The organism is Micromonospora sp. CPCC 206061 (assembly GCF_036906915.1).
In the GTDB taxonomy this organism is placed as follows: Bacteria; Actinomycetota; Actinomycetes; order Mycobacteriales; family Micromonosporaceae; genus Phytohabitans.
This window is the reverse complement of the sequence record NZ_JBAKHX010000093.1, coordinates 1-21,851: the sequence shown is the minus strand read 5'-3', so window position 1 is coordinate 21,851 and position 21,851 is coordinate 1. Positions and strand designations below refer to the sequence as shown.

The 21,851-nt window shown below is 72.8% G+C and carries 18 protein-coding genes; 6 read left to right on the top strand and 12 right to left on the bottom strand.

Annotated features, from left to right (window positions below):
- Window positions 1-69: 69 nt before the first annotated feature.
- Entirely contained in the window at window positions 70-1,680 is a 1,611-nt protein-coding gene (locus tag V6V89_RS35900) for a hypothetical protein (protein ID WP_334624099.1), read from the top strand.
- Window positions 1,681-1,695: 15 nt separating this feature from the next.
- On the opposite strand, the gene metE is transcribed toward V6V89_RS35900, so the two are convergent.
- The gene (gene metE, locus V6V89_RS35895; RefSeq protein WP_334624098.1) at window positions 1,696-3,837 is read right to left on the bottom strand and encodes a 5-methyltetrahydropteroyltriglutamate--homocysteine S-methyltransferase; all 2,142 of its coding nucleotides are present in this window, start codon (window positions 3,835-3,837) and stop codon (window positions 1,696-1,698) included.
- Window positions 3,838-3,917: 80 nt separating this feature from the next.
- Here metE and V6V89_RS35890 point away from each other — a divergent pair, with 80 nt between their 5' ends.
- Window positions 3,918-4,805, top strand: coding sequence for a LysR family transcriptional regulator (locus V6V89_RS35890; RefSeq protein WP_334624097.1), 888 nt, complete (start codon window positions 3,918-3,920; stop codon window positions 4,803-4,805).
- 52 nt (window positions 4,806-4,857) lie between these two features.
- Here the strand turns inward: V6V89_RS35890 and V6V89_RS35885 are convergent, their stop codons facing one another.
- The 11 genes from V6V89_RS35885 to V6V89_RS35835 form a co-directional block, all read right to left on the bottom strand.
- Entirely contained in the window at window positions 4,858-5,607 is a 750-nt protein-coding gene (locus V6V89_RS35885; protein ID WP_334624096.1) for a pectate lyase, read from the bottom strand.
- A 333-nt stretch (window positions 5,608-5,940) separates the two neighbouring features.
- Entirely contained in the window at window positions 5,941-6,063 is a 123-nt protein-coding gene (locus V6V89_RS35880; RefSeq protein ID WP_334624095.1) for a hypothetical protein, read from the bottom strand.
- 102 nt (window positions 6,064-6,165) lie between these two features.
- Window positions 6,166-6,927 carry an IclR family transcriptional regulator gene (locus tag V6V89_RS35875; RefSeq protein WP_334624094.1) on the bottom strand — a complete coding sequence of 254 codons (762 nt, stop codon included), beginning with the start codon at window positions 6,925-6,927 and terminating at the stop codon, window positions 6,166-6,168.
- Complete coding sequence (gene pgi, locus V6V89_RS35870; RefSeq protein WP_334624093.1) at window positions 6,914-8,563, bottom strand: glucose-6-phosphate isomerase; 1,650 nt, start codon at window positions 8,561-8,563, stop codon at window positions 6,914-6,916. Before pgi ends, V6V89_RS35875 begins: the two co-directional genes overlap by 14 nt.
- A gap of 302 nt (window positions 8,564-8,865) precedes the next feature.
- A complete protein-coding gene (locus V6V89_RS35865; protein ID WP_334624092.1) occupies window positions 8,866-9,849 on the bottom strand; it encodes a 2-hydroxyacid dehydrogenase in 984 nt (327 codons plus the stop codon).
- Window positions 9,846-11,279 carry an FGGY family carbohydrate kinase gene (locus V6V89_RS35860; RefSeq protein ID WP_334624091.1) on the bottom strand — a complete coding sequence of 478 codons (1,434 nt, stop codon included), beginning with the start codon at window positions 11,277-11,279 and terminating at the stop codon, window positions 9,846-9,848. Before V6V89_RS35860 ends, V6V89_RS35865 begins: the two co-directional genes overlap by 4 nt.
- The gene (locus V6V89_RS35855; RefSeq protein WP_334624090.1) at window positions 11,257-12,042 is read right to left on the bottom strand and encodes a DeoR/GlpR family DNA-binding transcription regulator; all 786 of its coding nucleotides are present in this window, start codon (window positions 12,040-12,042) and stop codon (window positions 11,257-11,259) included. Before V6V89_RS35855 ends, V6V89_RS35860 begins: the two co-directional genes overlap by 23 nt.
- Complete coding sequence (locus V6V89_RS35850; protein ID WP_334624089.1) at window positions 12,039-12,668, bottom strand: histidine phosphatase family protein; 630 nt, start codon at window positions 12,666-12,668, stop codon at window positions 12,039-12,041. The genes V6V89_RS35855 and V6V89_RS35850 overlap by 4 nt, the downstream gene beginning before the upstream one ends.
- Window positions 12,665-14,158 carry an FGGY-family carbohydrate kinase gene (locus V6V89_RS35845; RefSeq protein ID WP_334624088.1) on the bottom strand — a complete coding sequence of 498 codons (1,494 nt, stop codon included), beginning with the start codon at window positions 14,156-14,158 and terminating at the stop codon, window positions 12,665-12,667. The genes V6V89_RS35850 and V6V89_RS35845 overlap by 4 nt, the downstream gene beginning before the upstream one ends.
- A 79-nt stretch (window positions 14,159-14,237) precedes the next feature.
- Window positions 14,238-14,684, bottom strand: a complete 447-nt coding sequence (locus V6V89_RS35840; protein ID WP_334624087.1) for a GNAT family N-acetyltransferase — start codon at window positions 14,682-14,684, stop codon at window positions 14,238-14,240.
- Window positions 14,681-15,283 (bottom strand): TetR/AcrR family transcriptional regulator, encoded by a 603-nt coding sequence (locus V6V89_RS35835; RefSeq protein ID WP_334624086.1) that lies wholly within the window; start codon window positions 15,281-15,283, stop codon window positions 14,681-14,683. The genes V6V89_RS35840 and V6V89_RS35835 overlap by 4 nt, the downstream gene beginning before the upstream one ends.
- Before the next feature lie 95 nt (window positions 15,284-15,378).
- Between V6V89_RS35835 and V6V89_RS35830 the strand changes: the two genes are divergently transcribed.
- From V6V89_RS35830 to V6V89_RS35815, 4 genes are all read left to right on the top strand, one after another.
- A complete protein-coding gene (locus V6V89_RS35830; protein WP_334624085.1) occupies window positions 15,379-16,908 on the top strand; it encodes a beta-N-acetylhexosaminidase in 1,530 nt (509 codons plus the stop codon).
- Window positions 16,909-16,969: 61 nt separating this feature from the next.
- On the top strand, window positions 16,970-17,920 hold the full coding sequence (locus V6V89_RS35825) for a DUF6528 family protein (RefSeq protein ID WP_334624084.1): 951 nt from the start codon (window positions 16,970-16,972) through the stop codon (window positions 17,918-17,920).
- A 103-nt stretch (window positions 17,921-18,023) separates the two neighbouring features.
- Window positions 18,024-20,921, top strand: a complete 2,898-nt coding sequence (locus tag V6V89_RS35820; protein ID WP_334624083.1) for a helix-turn-helix transcriptional regulator — start codon at window positions 18,024-18,026, stop codon at window positions 20,919-20,921.
- Window positions 20,922-20,928: 7 nt separating this feature from the next.
- On the top strand, window positions 20,929-21,750 hold the full coding sequence (locus V6V89_RS35815; RefSeq protein WP_334624082.1) for an MBL fold metallo-hydrolase: 822 nt from the start codon (window positions 20,929-20,931) through the stop codon (window positions 21,748-21,750).
- The last annotated feature ends 101 nt before the right edge of the window (window positions 21,751-21,851 follow it).

Genomic DNA, 21,851 nt, shown 5'->3' with positions numbered 1-21,851 from the left:
TGCCGTAACCATGATCCGCTCGCGGGCCAGTAGTCTCCCGCGAGGACGATCGACGATGGGAGAGTTCGGGTGAGCGGGCGAACACACGCGGTGGAGACCCTCGACGCGGCACTCCAGCGCGCGGTGCGCCGCGCCTCGGTGATGCGCCAGGGCTTCTACGTGGTCGTGCTGCTCGTCGCGCTCGCCGGCCAGGTGTCCGGCGCCGTCGAGGCCCTCGGCATCCCGCTCGCGGCGGCGATACCGGCGGTCGGCGCGCTGGAACTGGGCGGCATCGTCGTGCTCGCCAACGCCGACGTACGCCGCCGCCTCGGCGAGCGCGCCATCGGCTCCCGGCTGCTGTCGGCCGCGATCGCGGTAGGTGCGGTCGCGTTCAACTGGCTTGCACACAGCGATCACCTCCTCGGCGGTTTCTTCGCCGGCATGTCAGCGCTCGGCTACCTGGTGTGGTTGACGCACACCGAAAACCAGCGCCGCGACCGGCTCCGCGCCACCGGCGACCTTCCGCCCACCACGCCCGCATACGAGGTAGGCGGCCACTGGCTGCGCCACCCGTTCCTCACCCGGCGGGCAAAGTCGATGGCCAAGGCCGACCCGACCCTGGGCCTGTACGGTTCGCTGGCGGCGGCGCGCGCCGAGGTCGCCCGGCAGCGGCGGCACACGGCGATCGCCAAGGTGCTGCACCGCAAGATCCGGTCCGCGGTCGACCCGGCGACGGCGGACATCGCGCTGGCCGTGTACGACCTGGAGGAGATCGCGGCGGGGCTGACCCGGCGCGCCGACTACGACGGCCTCACCGACCTGATCGCCATCGACCTGGCACCGGCCCGCCTCGCCCCGCCCACCCACGACGCGGCCTCGCTCGTCGCGGGCACCGGCTCGGCCACCTCCACGGGCGGCTCGGCACTCGATAGCGCGGCCTTGGATGACACGGATCTGGGCGGCACGGCTTCGGGTGGCGCCGCCGCTGATCGCGGGGCCTTGAATGGCGCCGCGTTCGATGGCAGGGCTTTGGATGGTGCGGCCCTGGATGGCGGGGCCGATGCCCTGGCGATCGGTCCGGTCGCCGCGGGCAACGCGCTCGGCACCGACAGGTCCGCGTGGCCGGGCGGCCCGGATCGGGCCGGCTCGGGCGGCACCGATCCATACGCGGATGCCCTCGCGCCGGACGGCACGGAGGGCAACTCGCCTGCCGCGCCAGGCCGTCCCGCGCGCCGGCCTGGCGGGGCACCGGTTTCGGCCGCGCTGACCGAGGCGAGCGCGGAGTTCCAGGTGCTCGCCGCCGTCCGGCGCGAGCTGGAGGAGCTGCGCTCCCCCATCGGCGCCCCGCCGGACGCCACTCCCGAGCCGCCCCGCCGCCGGCCACGGGCAACCACCAGCCGCGCGGTGCCCGCGCCGGCCAGGGACCAGGAAGACGCCCGCGTCGTCGCCAATCCGTCCAATGAGGACAGCGGTCGCGTGGTGCCCGCCCAGCGGGGCCAGTCGCTGCGGCGGCTGGTGCACACGACACTCGACCGGCATCCCGCCGCCGACCCGGGACGCGACCACACCGAGCTGGTCGACCTCGTCACCAACGAACTCCAGCTCGACGACGTCGAGCGGATCACGGCGGCGACATACGTGCAGACGTGGAAGCGCGACGTCGGCACCCAGACCGCCCTGCCCCAGCAGGCCCGGCGCTGATACAGGCCCTAGCCCTCAGCTCGGGCGCACGCGGGATGCCGCGGCGACCAGGGCCGCGAGCGCGGGCTCGACCTCGGCGTACGTGCGGGTCTTCAGGCCGCAGTCTGGGTTGACCCAGACCCGATCCGCCGAGAGGCCGGGCAGGGCGCGCAGCACACCCGCGAGCCGCTCGGTCACCTCGTCGACGCCGGGCACGCGCGGCGAGTGGATGTCGTAGACGCCGGGGCCCAGCCCGCGTTCGAACTCACCCAGCGCACCCAGCACCCGCCCGCCCGAACGCGTCGACTCGATCGTGGTCACGTCGGCGTCGAGCCCGTCGATCGCGCCAGCGACGTCGGACGCCTCGGAGTAGCACAGGTGCGTGTGGATCTGGGTGCTGTCGCCGGCCCCGGCGGTCGCCGTCCGGTACGCCTGGACCGCCCACTCCAGGTACTCCTTCTGCTCGTCGCGGCGCAGCGGCATCAGCTCGCGCAGGGCGGGCTCGTCGACCTGGATGATGCCGATGCCGGCGGCCGCCAGGTCGCGTACCTCGTCGCTGACCGCGGCCGCCACCTGCTCGACCACGGCCCGCAGCGGCAGGTCACGCCGCACGAACGACCACGCAACGATCGTCACCGGCCCGGTCAGCATGCCCTTGACCGGCTTGTCCGTCAGGGACTGTGCGTACGTCGCCCACCGCACCGTGATCGGCGCCGGCCGCCTCACATCACCGTGCAGGATTGGCGGGCGGGTGCACCGAGAGCCGTACGACTGCACCCAGCCGTGTCGCGTCGTGGCGAACCCGTCCAGGTGCTCCGCGAAGTACTGCACCATGTCATTGCGTTCGGGCTCGCCGTGCACCAGGACGTCCAGCCCAAGCCGCTCCTGTACCCGGATCACGTGCTCGATCTCGGCGGCGATGCGCTCGTCGTACTCCTGCTGCTGGATGCGTCCGGCGGTGAGCGCGGCGCGGGCCGCGCGCAGGTCGCCGGTCTGCGGGAACGACCCGATGGTCGTGACCGGAAGCGCGGGCAGGCCGAGTCGCGCCTGCGCGGCGACCCGGACCGGGTACGGCGAGCGGCGCTCGTCGCGCGGCGCGGTCGCGGGCGCCGTGGGTCGCGGGGCCGGTGCGCCGCGCTCGCCACGCGCCAGGCGGCCCGCCAGCTCGACCACCTCGGCGACCTTCTGGTCCGCGAACGCCAGCCGGGCCCGCAGCGCGGGGTCCAGATCGCTCTCCCGGTCGAGGTCGTACGGGGCGTGCAGCAGTGAGCACGCCGTGCTGACCACGACATTCTCGTACGGCTGGAGCCGGTGCAACGCGTCGTCAAGGTCGGTGCGCCACACGTCGCGTCCCGAGACCACACCGGCGACAAGCGTCTTGCCGCGCAACGCATCCGGGTCGACGGGACCGCCGCGCACCAGATCCACCGCGATTGCCTCGACACCGGTCGCGGCGAGCACCGGCAGCGCGTCGCCGAACGCACCGAAGTACCCGGCAACGAGGATCTCCGGCCGGTCTGACTGACCGCTCAGACGGTCGTAGGCGCGGCGGGCGGCGTCCAGCTCGGCGGGCGTGCGGTCGGCGACGAGCGCCGGCTCGTCCAGCTGCACCCAACGGACGCCCTCGGCACGCAGCGCGGCGAGCAGCTCGGCGTATACCTCGACCGCGTCGTCCAGCCGCGAAAGCGGCGCCGGCCCCTCCGCGAGCAGCAGCAACGTCACCGGGCCCACCAGCACCGGCCGCACCCGGTGGCCGAGCGCCCGCGCCTCGCGGACCTCCCGCAGCGGCTTCTCAGCCACCAGGCGAAACTTCGTGTCCGGGCCGATCTCCGGGACGATGTAGTGGTAGTTCGTGTCGAACCACTTCGTCATCCGCAGCGGCGGCAGGCCATCCTCGCCGCGCGCCATCGCGAAGTACGGGTCGGCGGCCGTCCGGTAGCGCTCCGGCACCGCGTCCAGCATCACGGCGGCGTCCAGCACATGGTCGTACTCGGAGAAATCCGCCGGCAACGCGCCCAGGCCGAGCTCCGCGAGCCTGCGCCAGGCGCGGGCCCGCAGGCCGGCACCGACCTGGTCGAGCTCGTCGCGGCCGATCCTGCCATTCCAGTACGCCTCCAGTGCGCGCTTCAGTTCGCGGTCCGGGCCGATGCGCGGGTATCCAAGAATCGTCGACTTCACGGGCGGCATCCTGCCCTGGCGGGAGCGGCTCGTGGCGTTCCATTGCCGCCGCTTATGGATCTCGTGGGCATACTGGGTCGGTGGATGCCGGCCCGGCGCAGCGTGATGTCGCGTGCTTCGTCGTGGTCGCCGAGCACCTGAGCTTTTCGCGCGCGGCCGAGCGGCTCGGCATGACCCAGCCGGCCGTCAGCCTGGCCGTCGCGCGGCTGGAGCGGGCGTTGGGTGTGCGGCTGTTCGAGCGGACCAGCCGCGAGGTGCGCCTCTCCGACGAGGGCAAGGTGTTGTTGCCGTACGCGGAGGCGATGCTGGGGCACGCGGCCGCGTTCGCCGCAGAGGCGGCCCGGCTCGCCGAACCCGGCACCGGACCCATCCGCCTCGCTTATTGCCCACTCGTCGGCGCGCTCGCGGCCCGGGTGGCGCGGCGGCTGGCCGCCCGCTCCCCGTCGGTCGACGTCGAACTGCGTCGCGCCGGCTGGAACGCAGCCACCCAGGAGCTGGCCGGTGGCGGGGCCGCGGCGGCGTTGATGACCACGCCGTTTCCGCGCGGTACGGCGACGACGGCCCGCTTCCACATCCCGGTGACGCACGTGGCGGTGCCGGCGCGCGACCCCCTCGCCACCGCGTCCCGGGTGACGTTCGACCAGCTCGCGGGGCGCGACATGCTACTGCCCCGCACCCGCCCGCCGGGCAGTGTCTGGCACGCCCTGGCGGGGCGGCTGCGCGCCCACTTCGTCGCCGCCGACCTGGACGACCTGCCGGCGGCCCTGGATCTGGTGGCGGCGGGGCGCGGGGCGATGGCGGCACCGCGGCTGCTGGCCGAGACGGTGCGGCGGCCGGATGTGCGGTTCGTGCCGCTGGCGGCGGGAGACCTGCGGATGACGTACGGGCTGGTGTGGTCACCGGACCGCGCGACGGCCGACCTGATGACCCTGATCCAGACCGTCCGCCACCTGCTCCGCACCCCCTGACCCCGCTGCGCGCCGCACAGGTTGCCCCGCGCGGCGCGCTCAGCGAGGTGGGCTAGGACAGGACGCAGGATGTGCCGTCGGGGCCCTCGCCTATCTTTTCCGGCTCGTCGCCGGTGTCGTTGCCCTCGAAGAGGTCGCAGACGCCGATGTCGCCGTTCAGGGTGATGTCGGACAGCCGCGCCGTGTCGCCGAAGTTGACGTTGATGCCCACGAGCACGTCGCCGTCCGTCGCGGTGATGCCGCTCATCACCACGTCCCGACGCGCCTGGGTGGAGCAGTTGCCGCACGAGCGGTACAGCTTGCCGAACGTCTCGACCTCGAAGTCGCGGATCGTCACCGAACCGCCGGTGCCCCGGTTGTCCTGGAACACCTTGTCGTCGGCGTTGAATGCCCCACCGCCCTCGATCACGACGGTGGCGCCGGTGCCGCGGAACGTCGCGGCGTCTTCGCCGACGTCTTCCCAGAACACGTTGCGCAGTGTGCAGGTGCCCTGGCAGTGCACGCCGTCGGCGGCCGGTGCGCCGATGATGACGTTCGACAGGCTCGCGCCGTTGGCGAGCCGGAAGAGCGGGTCCTGGCCTTCGTCCTGGCCGCCGCCACCGAGGTCGCCGCCGCCGATGAAGCGCCTGTTGCCGCCGTCGAAGGTGCCGCTGACGGCCATCGTCTCGGTGAGGGTGGTCTGGCCGGTCGCGGGCGGCGGGTCGGCCGCCGCGAGCTGCGCGCCGACGACGCCGGCGGCCACGAGAGAAACGGCGGTCGCGCCGACGATGATGCCGCCACGCCACCTGCTGAGTAGTGACATGTTTTTTGACCTTCCAATGGGGACTCTTGCGGGCAGGGTGAGCAAGAGTGCCCAGGTCAACGTGCGGAGAGCACAGGGACGGTCTTGAGCCGTCCACGCGGAGCTGACCAGGGCGGTATCTCCATAGACCTCCCGAAGAAAGCGGTTTCCGGACCATTGGAGGCTAGGCCAACATCACAACCAGCGTCAATGCCTACGAACATGACGGTGGGGATGCTAATCAGGGTGGTCGCGGTGAGGACAGTGGTCGCGGTGCCGTTCATGTGACGCTCCCATCTTGTCGTTGACAAGTTTGCCTCCGCAGAGGGAACTTGTCAACGACAAGATGGGTGTCTAGCGCAGCAGCGCTATGTACACCAAGCCCAGCACGACGACGACGAACAGCACCAACAGGGCGCCTACCAGAAGCGTCTCGCCCATACCGCCGCCGTCGCGCTCATCACCCGTGGCCGACACGTTGTTCCTCCCATTCATCCCATGTGGACTTGGCGGAGGTTAGCCAGGAAGATCCACAGGCCACGAGGGTCCATTCCGCACTGCGAAATGGACAAAGCACCTTTAAACAGGCTGCGTCCGGGACAGCACGCGCAGTATCAGTTGGCCCGTCTCGTCGAGCCGACGCCGCGGGAACCGGGCCGACGCGCCCACCACCGCGAGCGCCCCGGCCACCCGACCGTCGACGAACACCGGCGCGGCGGCCGCGGCGGTACCCGGCAGGAACTCCCCCGACTGCACGGCGTACCCGCTGCGCCGGCACGCCTCCACGGCGGACCGCAACCTCTTCGGGTCGACCACCGTGAGCGCCGTGCGGGCGGCGAGGCGGAGCCGCGGCAGGACGTCGGTCAGCTCGTCTGGCGGCAAGCCCAGCAGGATGGCCTTGGCCAGGCCGCCGCTCGCGAGCGACATGCGGCGACCGACCGGCGAGATGGCCGGCGGCGGGTGGTCACCCACCCGCTTGCCGATGATGACCACGGTGAGATCGCTCCAGTCGACCTCGGCGACCAGTACCGTCTCGCCGGTCAGCCGGACCAGCTCGTTGGCCGGCTCCTCGGTGAGACGGGTGACCGGCGAGCTCTGCGCCACCTGGCTGCCCAGCTCCAGCAGGCGGATGCCGAGCAGGTACGCGCCGTCCGGGTCCTGCCGCAGGAAGCCTCGCTCGATCAGCGTGGCGGCGATCCGGTGCGCGCTCGGCCTGGGCAGGCCGACCGCCTCGGCTAGCTCGGCCAGTTGCAGGCGGGGGTGCGCCGCGCTGAACGCGCTGAGGATGTCGAGCGCACGCTCGACCGAGCGCACCCGCCGCCGGCGATCAGGATCGGTCACGAAGCATTCGGTACCGCGCCACCAGGTCGGCAGTGGACGGGTCGAGGCCGGGCACGGAAGCGCCCTCAGTGAGCGCCGGCTCGATCCGCTTCGCGAGCACCTTGCCCAGCTCGACGCCCCACTGGTCGAAGCTGTCGATGTCCCAGATCGCGCCCTGCACGAACACCTTGTGCTCGTACAGCGCCACGAGCTGCCCCAGCACCGACGGGCTCAACTGGTCGGCGAGGATCGTCGTGGTGGGCTTGTTGCCGCGGAACGTGCGGTGCGGCACCTGCTCGGCGGGCACCCCCTCGGCGGCCACCTCGTCGGCCGTCTTGCCGAACGCGAGCGCCTGCGCCTGGGCGAACAGGTTAGCCATCAGCAGGTCGTGCTGCGCCGCCAGCCGCGGGCTCAGCTCGGCGACCGGCCGGGCGAAGCCGATCAGGTCGGCCGGGATCACCTTGGTGCCCTGGTGCAGGAGCTGGTAGTACGCGTGCTGGCCGTTGGTGCCCGGCGTGCCCCAGACCACCGGCCCGGTCTGCCAGCGGACCGGATTCCCGGAACGGTCGACCGACTTGCCGTTCGACTCCATGTCGAGCTGCTGTAGGTATGCGGGGAACTTGGACATGTAGTGGCTGTACGGCAGCACCGCGTGCGACTGCGCCCCGAAGAAGTTGCCGTACCAGACGCCCAGCAGGCCGAGCAGCAGCGGCGCGTTCGACTCCGGCGGTGCGGTGCGGAAGTGCTCGTCGACCAGCCGGAACCCGTCGAGCATCTCGCGGAACCCGTCCGGCCCGATCGCGATCATCAGCGACAGCCCGATCGCCGAGTCGTACGAGTAGCGGCCGCCCACCCAATCCCAGAACTCGAACATGTTCGCCGTGTCGATGCCGAACTTCGCCACCTCGGTCGCGTTGGTCGACAGGGCCACGAAGTGCTTGGCGACCGCCGACTCGTCGCCGCCCAGGCCGTCGACCAGCCAGGCGCGCGCCGAGTGCGCGTTCGTGATCGTCTCGATCGTCGTGAACGTCTTCGACGCCACGATGAACAGCGTCTCCGCCGGATCCAGGTCGCGGGTCGCCTCGTGCAGGTCGGCGCCGTCCACGTTGGACACGAAGCGGATGCCGAGGTCACGCTGGGTGAACGGGAGCAGCGCCTCGTACGCCATCGCCGGACCGAGGTCGGAGCCGCCGATGCCGATGTTGACGACCGTGCGGATGCGCTTGCCGGTCGCGCCGGTCCAGGCGCCGGAGCGCACCGCGTCCGCGAACGCCGCCATCTTGTCGAGCACCGCGTGCACGGCCGGTTCGACGTTTTCGCCGTCGACCTCGATGACCGCGTCGCGCGTCGCGCGCAGCGCGGTGTGCAGCACCGCTCGCTGCTCCGTGACATTGATCTTGTCGCCGCGGAACATCGCGTCGCGCAGCTCGGCCACACCGCGCGCCGCTGCCAGGTCGCGCAGCAGGCTCAGCGTCTCGTCGGTGACCAGGTGCTTCGCGTAGTCGATGAAGAGGTCACCCACCTGGACGGTGTACCGCTGCGCGCGTGCCGGGTCGTCGGCGAAGAGGTCGCGCAGGTGCGTCTCGCCGATCTCGTCGCGGTGCTTCGCCAGCGCCGCCCACTCCGGCGTCTGGTCGAGGCGCGTGCTGTCAGGCATGCCTTCGTGCTCCCTGGTTGGGGTCGTGTTCACACCCCATCCTGCCTCAGCGCGTGACCAGCTCCGGGTACGCCGCCGTGAACTGCTCCAACCGGTCTTCCCGAACCTGTCCGCGACGGCGCGATCACCGCATCGCGTTGATCAAGGACATCTGCGTCGACCAAGGGCAAATGCACGCTGATCGGAGATCGAAGCACGTGCGTTTGCCCTTGATCGGCGGAAGGGGGCGGCGACGGCCGGGCTACGCCGAGCGCGGCGCGCGGCGGCCACGGAAGGGGCGCGCGGGCGGCCCGGCGCGCAGGTCAGGCGTTCAGGTACGCAGCTAGCTCGGCGGCGGCCAGGCTGGCGGCGCGTTCGGCTGTCTGCCTCGTCGCCCCGGCCAGGTGGGGGGTCAGGACGACGCGGGGGGCGGTCAGGAGGCGGGACGTCGCGGGCAGCGGCTCCTCGTCGTACACGTCGAAGCCTGCCCCGCCCAGGTGCCCGGACTCCAGCGCGTCGACCACCGCGTCGTAGTCGAGCAACCCGCCGCGGGCCGTGTTGACCAGTACCGCGCCGCGTGGCAGCCGCGCCAGCTCCTTGGCCCCGATCATCCCGGCCGTCTCGGGGGTGAGCCGCGCGTGCAGGCTGACGGCGGAGCTGCGCTCCAACAGCTCGTCGAGCCCCACCGACGCGACATCGGCGGCGTACGGATCGTGGACCAGGACCGTAGCGTCGAACGCGCGCAGGATCCGCCCTACCCGCTGCCCGATCGCCCCGTACCCGATCAGCCCGACTGTCGCGCCACTCAGCTCGCCGCCGACCGCGTCCAGCGCGTACAGGTCGCTGCGCCACTGCCCCGCACGGACTCCGTCGTGGACGTCCGGGATCTGCCGGAGCGCGGCGAGCAACAGCGCGATCGTGTGTTCGGCGGCGGCGACCGCGTTGCGGCCGGGTGTCGCGCGCACCGGGATGCCGGCGGCGCGAGCGGCGTCGAGGTTGACGTTGACGGGGCCGCCCCGGCAGACGACCACGAGCCGCAGGGACTTGGCCGCCGCGAGCACCCGGGCGGTGAACGGTGCCATCTGGGTGACCGCGATCTCGACGCCGGCCACCGCCGCCATCAACGTCTCCTCGTCGCCGGACGCCTCGTCGACCTCGGCCACCGGCCCGAACGGCGTGTGCGGCCACGGCAGCGTCAGCTCAGAGATGTCCAGTGTGGACATCAGAGGGCCGAGCCGCTCGCGCAGCGCGTCGACGATCAAGGCAGGCGTGACGAAGTGGTCGCCCGCCACCAGTACCCGGGTCATGATGCCCCCTCCCCGGCCCAGACCGGTCGGGCCTGGGCGATGTGGTGCAGGTACCGGGAGTACCCGGCCTCGTAACGCTCGCGGACACCGGGGTCCGGCGCGTAGGTCTCGCCCGCGGGCGCCGGCAGCGGTGGCAGCCCGAGCACTCGGCGCGCGGCGAGTGCGGCGCCGCGGGCCCCGATCTCCTGCCCGCCGAGCACGCGCACCGGCCGACCCAGCACGTCCGCGAAGATCTGCGCCCACTCGGGCGACGCCACCCCGCCGCCGCACGCCGTGAGCTCGCCGGTGAGGCCGGCCGCTTCCAGGCAGTGCCGGGCGCTGTAGGCGATCGCCTCGCACGTGGCCCGCACCACGTCGGCGCGGTCGGTGCCGAGGTGCAGCCCGTCGATGCGGGCGCGGGCACGCGGCGCGACGAACGGCGCGCGTTCCCCCGCCTCGGCGAAGAACGGCAGCACGGTCAGCCCGTCGGCGCGACCGGTCGCTAGCAACACCGGTAGGTCCGCGACTGTCGCGCCGACGAGGCGTAGCACCCAGTCGAGTGCGGCGGTGCCGACCATCGCGGGCAGCGCGCGCAGCCAACGGCCGTCGTCCCAGGTGCTCAGGGTCAGCCCGCTCGGCTCACCGCTCGTGTCCACTGTGTCCGTCAACACCTGGCAGGCCAGCGTGGTGCCGACGATGAGGAGGCCGTCGCCGACGGCGCCGACGCCAGCTCCCCACGCCGAGGCCGGCAGGTCGTAAGGCGCGGCCACGACGGTGGTGCCGTCCGCCGCGACGCCGTGCGGCGCCGCCGTCACCGGCGCCAGCAGACCCCGCCGGTGGTCCAGGCCGCACGCCGCGATCAGCTCTTCGTCGTACGCCCGGCGGCGCGGGTCGAGAAACGGTGCCGACGCGTCGGACGGGTCGGTCGCACGCACGCCGGTCAGCCGCTGGAGGATGACGTCCTTGCAGTACGCCGCTGTGGCGGCCCGGTCCAGTGTGGCCGGTTCGTGCTTGTCCAACCAGGACAGCAACGGTCCTGCCGAGCCAGGGAAGAGGTGGTTACCGGTGCGGCGGTACACGAGATCGAGCAGGCCATCGGCGGACCAGGTGTCGAGCACGGGCGTCGCGCGCGCGTCGAGCCAGGAGATTGCCGGCCGGACCGGCCGGCCCTCGGCGTCGACGAGCCAGAGCCCGTCGCCCTGCGCCGTGACGCCCACCGCCGCGATTGGACTATCCACTGTGGTGCGCAGCTCCGCCAGCACGGCCTCGACGGAAGCGACCACCTGGTCGGTGTCCTGTTCGTACCGCCCCTGCCCGGCCCGGTCGAGCACGGTAGGGCGGGCGGCGCGCGCGAGCGGCGTGCCGCCGGAGTCGAACGCAACCGCCTTCGTGACGGTCGTGCCCGCGTCGACGCCGATGACGACCGGCTCAGGTGATCTCGTACCGGACACCGTTCTCCCGCATCTCCGCCAGCGTGCCCTCCGGCGCCTTGCCGTCGGTCAGCACCAGGTCGAAGTCGCGCAGCGGCGCCAGCCGGTGCAGCGCGGCCCGGCCCAGCTTGGTGTGGTCGACCATCAGCACGCTGCGCTGCGCGACCTTGATCATCGCGCGCTTGACCAGCACGATCTCCTGCTCCTGGTGGTACGCGTACCGGCCGGACACCGCCGACGTCGACGCGAAGAGCAGGTCGACGCGCAGCGACTCGATCGCCTCGACACACGGCACGCCGAGGAACGAGTCGTGCGTCGGGTAGTACTCGCCGCCGAGCGCCAGCAGCCGCAGCCCCTGCACGCCGGAGAGCAGCTTGATGGTCTCCAGGAAGTTCGTGATGACGGTCAGCGGGCCGGCGTCTTCGAGGAGCTTGGCGAGCTCCAGCGTGGTGGTGGAGTCGTCGAGCATGACCGCCATGCCCGGCTCGATCAGCGTGCGGGCGCGGCGGGCCAGCGCGAGCTTCTCCTCCCTGGCGGCGCGCAGGCGGTACGAGACGTTCGACTCGAAGACGCTCGACGGCTGGGCGCTGACCCCGCCCCGGTACTTGCGCACCACGCCCTGGCGCTCCAGCTCGTCCAGGTCGCGGTGGATCGTCATCAGGCTGACGTGAAACATCTCGGCCAGGTCGCCGGCCGACACCGACCCGTGCTGCAGGACGTGCTCGGCGATCTCGGCCTGGCGCTGGGCGGGCCGGCCCCGTTCGGGCGTGTCGGTCGCTGTCATGCCATCCATCCTTGGGCCACCGGCACGTTGTACGCCAGCAGCGCGGCCGGTCCACCCGGCCGGTCGTACCGGAGCGTCGTCGCCGCCACGCTGTCGTACACCGGCAGCCGCCGCCGGTACTCCCCCAGCGGCGCCCCGAGAACCGCGCAGGTCACCAGCCTGATCAGCGTATTGTGCGCCACCACGAGCACCTTGCCGCCCGGGTCGGCGGCGACCAGGTCGGCGAGGCCGGCGCGCGCCCGGGCGACCGCGTCGGCGGGATGCTCCCCGTCCGGAAAGTGGTACTCCGCCGGATCCGCCTCGAACCACGCGACCACCTCCGGATCGTCCGCCCGGATCTGATCGAGCGTGCGCCCCTCGGCCACCCCGAAGTCCAGCTCGCGCAGGCGCGGCTCGACGATCGGCGCCAGCCCCGTCGCGGCCGCCGTCGGCGCGAGCGTGTCGACCGCCCGGCGCAGCGGCGAGCTGGCCAGCGACGTGAACTTCTCACCCGCCGCCCAGCGCGCCAGCGCCCCGGCCTGCGCCTCACCGTGCGCGTCCAGCGGCACGTCCGACCGCCCCGCGTAGCGGTTGGGGTGGTGCCAGACCGTCCGCCCGTGCCGGACCAGCACCACGGTCGTCCTCACGATCCGTCCTTCGCGTATGCGGCCAGCGCCTCGTCCAGATAGCCGCGCTCGGCGAGCGCGTCGACGAACCGCGCGTACGGCTCGGCGAACCGCTCCGGCCCGCCGGGCCGCGGCGACACCACCTCCGCGATCCGCACCATGCGAGCGGCCGCGGCGCCGACCGAGCCGTCGCCGGCCGCCGCGACCACCGCCATCCCGAACGCCGGCTCGGCCGCCGCCGGAAGCACCACGTCGCGGCCGAGGACGTCCGCGCGGAGCTGGCACCAGTACCGGCTCCGGGTCGCGCCGCCGGTCAGCGACAGCGGGCCGTCGACCCTCGCGCCGAGCCGCCGCAGGTACTGGTAACAGAGGCGCTCGACGAAGGCGACCCCTTGGAGCACGGCCGCGTACCGGTCCACGTCGCCCGCGAACTGCCCGATCTCGAACGGCTCGGCGTGCGGGTCGACGAACGGAAACCGCTCACCGCGCCGCACCAGCGGGTACGCCAGCCCGCCCGACGGCTCGTAGCGGACCGCCTCGGCGTCCATCACCGCCGGGTCGACGCCGGGAAAGCGCAGCTTGAGCACGCCCGCGCCCACGTTGGAGGCGCCGCCAGGCAGCCAGCCGCCGTCGGGGTGACGGTGCGAGTAGACCGCGCCGTGCGGATCGGCGAGGCGCTCAGCGCTCACCCCCTTGAGGACGAGCGTCGTGCCCAGCACCGAGTTCCAGCTGCCGGGCTGGAGCGCGCCGGCCGCCACCTGCGCCGCGCAGCCGTCGGTCATGCCGGCCCGCACCGGCACGCCGACCGGCAGCCCCGTGTGCGCGGCACCGGCCTCGCCGACCCGGCCGATCGCCGTGCCGGGCCGCACGACGTCGGGCAGCACCTCGACCGGGATCGCCAGCTTCTCCAGCACCGCCGCCGGCCACGCCCCGCCGTCGAGGTCGTAACCGGTCTTGAGCGCGTGGCTCCAGTCCGTCGCGACCGAGGCACCGGTCAGCCGCCCGGCCAGGTGGTCCGCACAATGCTGAAGCGTCAACTCGCCGCGACCGGCCGCCGCCCGCACCTCCGCCAGCCCGTGGCGCAGCGTCCACAGCAGCTTCGGCAACGCCCAGGACGGCTGCATCCGATGGCCGAGCGCCGCCCAGAGATCGGCGCCGGCGGCCGCGACCTCTTCCGCTTCGACCGCGGCGCGCGCGTCGTCATACATCAGAGCGGGTGTACGCGGGCGGCCGTCACGCCCAGCCAGTAAAAATGTTCCGGAGGTACCGCAGATCGCGACGCCCCGCACCCGGTCGACCGCGAGCCCGCGCAGCGCCTGGCGGCACGCCCGCCCGAGCACCGCCCACCACTGCGCCGGATCCTGCTCGTGGCGCTCACCAGCGCGCACACTGTCGAGCCGCCCGGATCCCCGCCCGACGACGTCACCCGTGCCGCTGACAACGAGCACCCGCAGACTCTGCGTGCCGACATCGACGCCGACACAGAGTCCGCGCTCCAGATCTACCACCATTGCGCGTTAACTTAACACAACATCTTGTGCACCTAACACACCCACATGCGAGAACCTCGTCCCGAGAGCGCCGCGGGAGTTACAGGGGTTTGGCGTAGCAGAGACTCATTTGCCAGCGGTCGTACGGGGGGTAGTTCGGGATGCGGTGGAAGCCGGCCCGCTCGTAGACCGCTATCGCCTCCGGCTGGCGTACGCCCGTCTCCAGCTTGATGCGGGTGCGGCCGAGACGCGCCGCCAGCCGCTCCGCCTCGACCACCAAACGGGCCGCGATGCCGCGCCCGCGCAGCTGTGGCGGCACGTACATGCGCTTGAGCTCGCTATCGCCCTCGTCGAGAGGCTGCACGGCACAGCAGCCGACGGGTGCGCTGTCCACGGTGGCCAGCAGGAAGCGGGCGACCTCCTTCACCGTGGGATGCTCGAAGTCGATCTCTTCGGGGTATCGCGCGTCCAGTTCCGCTCGCAGGGCGGCCACCAGAGCGGCCAGGCGCGGATCCGCCGGGTCCACCTCGACGATCTCCACGTTCACGCTTCGACACCTCCGCAGGTCAGTTCCAGTTGCTTGTCGATCACCCGCGCGACGAGCTCGGGCGGGTACGCGTCGGGGGTGGCCACTGCGCTGAGCGCCAGGCCGTCCAGGCAGGCGACGAGCGCGCGCACCCGCACGTCGAGGTCGTCCGGTGGCGGGGTGCCCGCGTCGGCGTACACGTCGCGGAGCAACCCGGTCAAACGCCGCACCCACGACTCGTGCCGCACGGTGTGCTGTGCCCGCAGTTCGGGGTCGGTGCGCGCGGCGAGCAGGAAGTGCGCCCACACGGTCGAGCCGAGCACCCGGTCGTCGTCGAGCGGCAGGCCTTCGAGCAGTACGGCGCGGAGGCGAGCGCGGGCGTCGGGTTGCGGCGGGAGCGCGTCGATGCGCGCGGCCATCCGCCGGTGCATGACGTCGCGGGCGTGCGTGAGCAGGGCGTTCTTGTCGCTGAAGTAGTGGGCGACCCGGCCGGTGGTGCAGTCTGCCGCGGCTGCCACCGATCGCATGGTGAGCCCTTCGAGGCCCCGTTCGCGTACTACCCGCCAGACGGCCTGGGACATCTCGCCGCGGCGCTGGTCGTGATCCACGTGCCTCGGCACGGCGACCCTCCTCGTTGCAACACGGTCGTTACGTAACAAGCGTGACGGTACCACACGCTATTATAAAGAACATTTACTGAACGCCTGGAGGGTTGATGGCACGGAGCAGCGTGATCCCGGCACCGATGGAGGTCCGGCCGGCGCAGGGGCAGGACTTCCGGCTGGGCCCGGACACCGCGATCCTCACCGAGCCGGGTTCGGCGCGGGCGCGCCACATCGGGCAGTACCTCGCCACCCTGCTCCGGCCCGCCACCGGGTACCAGATCCCGGTCCTGGACGCGGACCTCGCCGGTGCGACCACCACGGGCCAGGAGAGGGGAGCCAGCGCCGCGACCACACCCGGCACCGCGAAGGCAATATCGCTCCGGCTCGGGGGTGGCGGGCTCGGTCCCGAAGGGTACCGGCTGAACACCACCGCGGACGGCGTCAGCGTCCGCGCGGACGCCCCCGCCGGGCTCTTCGCCGGTGTGCAGACGCTGCGCCAGTTGCTGCCCGCGGACATCGAGTCGCCGACGCCTGTCGCTCGCGAGTGGACGGTGCCGGGCGGCGCGATCGCCGACCGCCCGCGCTTCCCGTACCGGGGCGCGATGCTCGACCTGGCCCGGCACTTCCACTCCCCCGACGAGATCAAGGCGTTCGTCGACCAGATCGCCGCATACAAGATCAACCACCTGCACCTGCACCTCACCGACGACCAGGGCTGGCGGATCGAGATCCTGAGCTGGCCGAAGCTGACCGCCGGCGACGGAGGGTCCGGGGTGGACGGCGCGGGAGGCGGTTACCTGACGCAGGCCGAGTACGCCGACCTGGTCGCCTACGCGGCCGAGCGCTACGTCACGGTGGTGCCCGAGATCGACATGCCTGGCCACACGAACGCCGCACAGGTCGCGTACCCCGAGCTCAACGGCGGTGTGGCCGCGGCGCCGCGCACCGACCCGGAGGTCGGCTACAGCACGCTCCGCATCGGTGACGAGATCACGTACGCGTTCGTCGAGGACGTGGTGCGCGAGGTCGCCGCGCTGACCCCCGGCCCGTACCTGCACGTGGGCGGCGACGAGGCGGACGCCACCCCCGACGGCGACTACCGGACGTTCATGCGCCGGATCATCCCGATCGTCGAGCGGCACGGGAAGACGGTGCTGGGCTGGCACGAGATCACCAAGGCCGACCCGCCCGCGTCCGTGGTACCGCAGTTCTGGGGTACCGCTGGCGCGCACCCCGAGGTCGCCGCCGCCGCGACCAGGGGAGCCCGCGTGCTCATGTCACCAGCCAACCGGGCGTACCTGGACATGAAGTACACCCCGGACACCCCGCTGGGCCTGGACTGGGCCGGCTACATCGAGGTGCGCGACGCGTACGAATGGGACCCGGCCACACAGATCGAGGGAGTGGGCGAGGCGCACGTGCTCGGCGTCGAGGCTCCACTGTGGTCGGAGACCGTGCGCACGCTCGCCGACGTCGAAACCATGACGTACCCGCGGTTGCCGGCCGTGGCGGAGGTCGGATGGTCGGCGCCGGACCGGCGCGACTGGGAGTCGTTCCGCCGCCGCCTGGCCGCTCACGCTCCACGATGGACACTGCGTGGTACGGCGTTCCACCGCTCCCCCCAAATCCCCTGGGAGTGAAACGCTGGCGCGTTCATGGCACACTGTCGCCGCATCTACATGATCAAGGGGAGGCATTCGGATGCAGCGACGTACCATCCTGCGCGGCCTGGCCGCCGGCGCCATCGCCGGACCCGCCGCCGCCGTGCTCGGCCCGGGTGAGGCCCGGGCCGCGACCAGCTACTACGTGGCCACGACCGAACAGGTCAAGAACAAGGTCATGGTGTGGCACAAAAGCAAGACCTTCACCGATGCCAACCTGCACTGGAGCTTCAGCCCCGGCGGCGGCGCGTGGTCGAACCTGTCCGACGTGAAGATCCGCAGCACGTCGGCGCAGGGCTGGATCGCGCTCGTCTGCGCCTCCGGCGGCAAGGCCGGCATCATCGACATCGGCAGCGAGAAGGCCACCGAACTCAACGACCTGGCGTGGAACGCCACGCCCGGCGGCAACCCGCACGCCATCGAGCGGATCCCCGGCAACGGCTCCGTCGTGGTCGCCAGCTCGCACGGATACCTGACGCTGTACGCGCCGACCAGCGTCAGCAACCTCGGCAGCCTCGCCAAGGTGCAGACCGTCAGCCTGGCCGGGGCGCACGGCGTGCTCTGGGACCCGACCTACAAGCTGCTGTGGGCGATCGGCAAAGGCACGCTGCGCGGGTACGCGGTCGAGGGCACGTACCGCAACACCCGGCTGCGCCACTACGGCGCCGCCGTCAGCCTCGGCAGCTCCAACCTCGGCCACGACCTGCAGCCCGACTACTCCAACACCCAGCGGCTGCTGTGCACGGCCACCGACGGCGTGTACGAGATCAGCACCGCGGGCGGGTCGTTCAGCAAGCGCAAGATCTCCAGCGAGACCAGGGTGAAGGCGTACGTGCGCCACTCGTCCGGCGAGGTGCTCTCCGTACGCGCCGACAATGCCGGGTCGCGCACGTGGGGTAGCCCCACGGTACGGTTTTCGCAATCGCCGGATCGCACCCGGTCCGGCGCGGAGTTCTACAAGGCGCGGATCTGGACGCCGGACTTCCAGTAATCCACCGGTCTCCCGGTCTCGTGCCACGTGTCATCGCGGCGACTGCCCACCAGGTGGCCGGCCTTCTACGGTGTGGCATCGGCGCGAGACCTGGGGAGGCACCGTGTCGCCACATCGCACCACCGCGCCACCGCTGGTCGGGCGCGCGGCCCAGCTCGAACAGCTGGACCGGGCGCTCGCCGCGGTGGCCGGGGGCGGGTTCGCGGCCGTCGAGGTGTGCGGTGAGCCCGGCATCGGCAAGACCCGCATGCTCGACGAGCTCGCGCGGCGGGCCACCGCCGCCGGGCTGACGGTCTGCGGCGGGCGGGCCACCGAGTTCGAGCAGGAAGTGCCGTTCGCGATGTACGCGGAGGCGCTCGAACCGGTCGGCGCCGACCTGCGCGCGATGGGCAGCGAGGTCGACCGGTACCGGATCTACTCCGGCATCCGGCGCGTGCTCGACGGCGCCGCGGTGGCGCTGCTCCTCGACGACCTGCACTGGGCCGACCAGCCGTCCCTGGAACTGACCGAGTACCTGCTGCGCAAGCCGCCCCGGCCACCCGCGCTGGTGGCGGTCGCGTTCCGCGGGTCGCAGGCGCCCGCCCGGGTGGTCGACGCGGTCGCCCACCTCGGTCCCGCGGCCACCCGCATCAGCCTGTCCCTGCTCGGCCAGGACGAGCTGGCGGCGCTGCTACCGCTGGTGCCCGAGCGCCGCCGCGCGCTGATCCTGCGCGCCAGCCGCGGCAATCCCCTGTACGTGCAGGCCCTCCTGCGGCTCGGCGACGACGCGCTGGCCACCTTGGTCACCGACGACAGCCTCGCCGACTCGGAGGGGCACATCCTCACCGGGCTGGCCGCCGAGATAACCGCACTCGCCGAGCCGGCACGCCGCGTCGCCCACGCCGCCGCCGTCGTCGGCGACCACGCCGCCATCGACCTGGTCGCCCACGTGGCCCGGCAGCCGATCGACACCGTCGTCGAGGCGGTCGACCAGATGTACCGGCGCGGCCTCGTCGACGTCGACGCCGCCCAGCTACGGTTCCGGCACCCGCTCGTGCGGGCCGCCGCGCACCAGCTCGCCGGCCCCGCGTGGCGGATCACCGCACACGCCCGGGCCGCCGACCACCTCCGGGCGCACGGCGCGCCGCTCCAGGTGGTCGCCCACCACACCGAACGCTCCGCGCGGCCCGGCGACGGCACCGCCGCCGAGGTGCTCATCGAGGCAGGGCTCGCGTTCGCCTATGGCGCGCCGGCCCAGGCCGGGCGCTGGCTCGGTGCCGCGCTGCGCATCCTGCCCGACCCAGGCAAGCTGCGCGAGCGCCCCACGGTCCTTCTCCAGTACGCCCGCGTACTAGGCCTGAGCGGTGATCTCGAACGCAGCCGTGAGGTGCTGCGCGAGCTGCGCGACGCCGATGAGCCGGTACGCACCGAGGCGGCCGTCTTCGGCGCGGTGGTGGCCCGGTTGCGTGGCGACATCGACGAGGCCGCCGACCTGCTCGACGCCGAACTCCACGGTGGACGGTTGCGGCCGGCCGCCATCGGCAAGCTCCACGTCGAACTGGCCGCGATCGCCGCGCTCCGCGACGACGACGCCGGTGCGATCTGGCACGCCGAGCGAGCCCTCGACCTGCTCGGCGACCGGCCCACGCTCGTCGCGGCGGCCCAGACGCTGCGCGCGTTCGGCACCCTGTACGCCGGCGACCCCGAGGCCGCCCGCCGGCACGCGGCCACCGCCACCCGCCTGGCCGACGCCGCCGGCGACGCCGCACTGCGGCCGCACGTCGAACTGTTCGGGCCGCTGGCGTGGGTGCACATGCAGCTCGGCGACCTGGCGGCCGCCGACCAGCAGCTCGACCGCGCCGACGACGTGATCGGCAGCGTGCGGCAGAGCAGCGCTACGCCCTACATGCTGGTCGTCCGCGTCGCGCTGCTCACCCGCCAGGGGCGGCTGGCCGAGGCGGTACAGGTGGCGGAGGAGGCCGCCGAGGCGGCGACGCGGGTCGGCAGCGCGGAGATGGCCGCGATGGTCGACGCCGTACTGGTACGGCCGTTGCTCTGGACCGCCGGCCCGAAGGCGGCCCTGGCGGTGGCCGACCGGCTGGTAGCGACCGGCCGGCCCCGGTCCCGGATGTGGTGGCGCGTGGCCCAGGTCAACCTCGCCGTCGCCCACCTCGCCGCCCGCGACCCCCAGTCGTGCCTGGCGGTCCTCGCCCACCCCGACCCCACCGCGCCCTCGGCTGGGGTGGGGTGGCCGGCTGGGCCGCCGACCGCTGTGCCGTGGCACGCGCTGCGGGCGCTCGCGCTGGCCGACGACGCACCGGCCCTGGTCGACGCCGGAGGCGCGGTGTGGGCCGGCGCGCCGGACTGGGCCGGGGAGGGCGGAGCCGGCGCCGCGGCCGAGGAGGCGGCACGCGAGGCGGCCGTCGCCGGTGCCACGGCGTCGTCGCCCGTCATAGCAGGCGGATGGCGGGAGGCGGAGCGGGCGGCCACGCTGGCCGAGGGCGCCGGCCTCGCGTACGAGTTGGGGCTCGCCGGGTACGCCCAGGCGGCCGTGGCGATGCGGGCGCACCGGCACGCTGACGCCGCCGCGCTCGCCGTCGTCGTCGCGGCCCGGTTCGCCGCGGCGGGCGCACCGGTCGAGGAGGCGCTCGCGCTGCACCTGGCCGGCCGGGCATACACCCGCGGTGGCCGCCACCAGCGCGGCAAGCAGGCCCTGACCCGCGCGGCGACCGCCTACGAGGCGTGCGGGGCCACCTGGCTCTCCTCGGTCGTCGACCGGCACCTCGGCACGGCCGCTCCCCCGGTGCCGCCGGCCACCCCCGGCCCACGCCCGACCGACGCGCTGTCCGCCCGCGAGCGCGAGATCGCCAGCCTCGTCGCAGCCGGCCTCAGCAACCAGGAGATCGCATCCCAGCTCTTCCTCAGCCGGCGCACCGTCGAGTCCCACCTGTCCCGCATCTTCGCCAAACTGGGCGTGCGGTCCCGCACGGCGATGGCCAACCGCCTCGCCGACGGGGGATGATCGCACCGTGACCGCCGACCTGCCGATCTGCGTGACGTGTGGCGTCCAGTACGCGGCCGAGGGCTTCGACGCCGACCTGTGTCGCATCTGCGCCGACGAACGGCAGTACGTCGGCTGGGGCGGCCAGCGCTGGACCACGCTCGCCGAACTGCGGGCGGGCGATCACCGAAGTGTGGTCCGCGAGGAGACCCCCGGCGTGTGGGGCATCTGCGCCGAGCCGGCGATAGGCATCGGCCAGCGCGCCCTTCTAGTGCCGGGCGAGGGCGGCAACGTGCTGTGGGACTGCGTCCCGTACCTCGACGACACGACCGTCGCCAAGGTACGCCGGCTGGGCGGGATCGCGGCGATCGCGGTGTCCCACCCGCACTTCTACGGCTCGATGATCGAATGGAGTGAGGCGTTCGGCGGCATCCCCGTGTACGTGCACGCCAACGACCGGCAGTGGGTCTGCCGCGACGGCAACGTGGTCTTCTGGGAAGGCGACACGCTGCCCGTCCTGCCCGGCCGCACGCTGGTCAACTGCGGTGTGCACTTCGCTGGCGGCACGGTGCTGCACTGGGCCGGCGGCGCGGACGGGCGCGGGGCGCTCTGCAGCGGCGACATCTTCCAGGTGGTGATGGACAGGCGCTGGGTCAGCTTCATGTACAGCTACCCGAACCTCATCCCCGAACACCCAGAGACCATCCGCCGAGCCATCGACCTGGTCCGCCCACTCCCGTTCGAGTCGATCTACGGCGCCTGGTGGGGCCGCGTGGTCGCGACCGACGCCAAGCAGGCCCTGACCCGCTCCGCCGACCGCTACTACCGACACATAGGCCAAACCCCCTGACACCGCGCCGCCGCACCCCGCCGCCGCACCCCGCCGCCGCACCCCACCGCCGCGCCGCCGCGCGCCGCTCCCGGCTCGCGCTCCCGGGCGGCCCGCGCCCC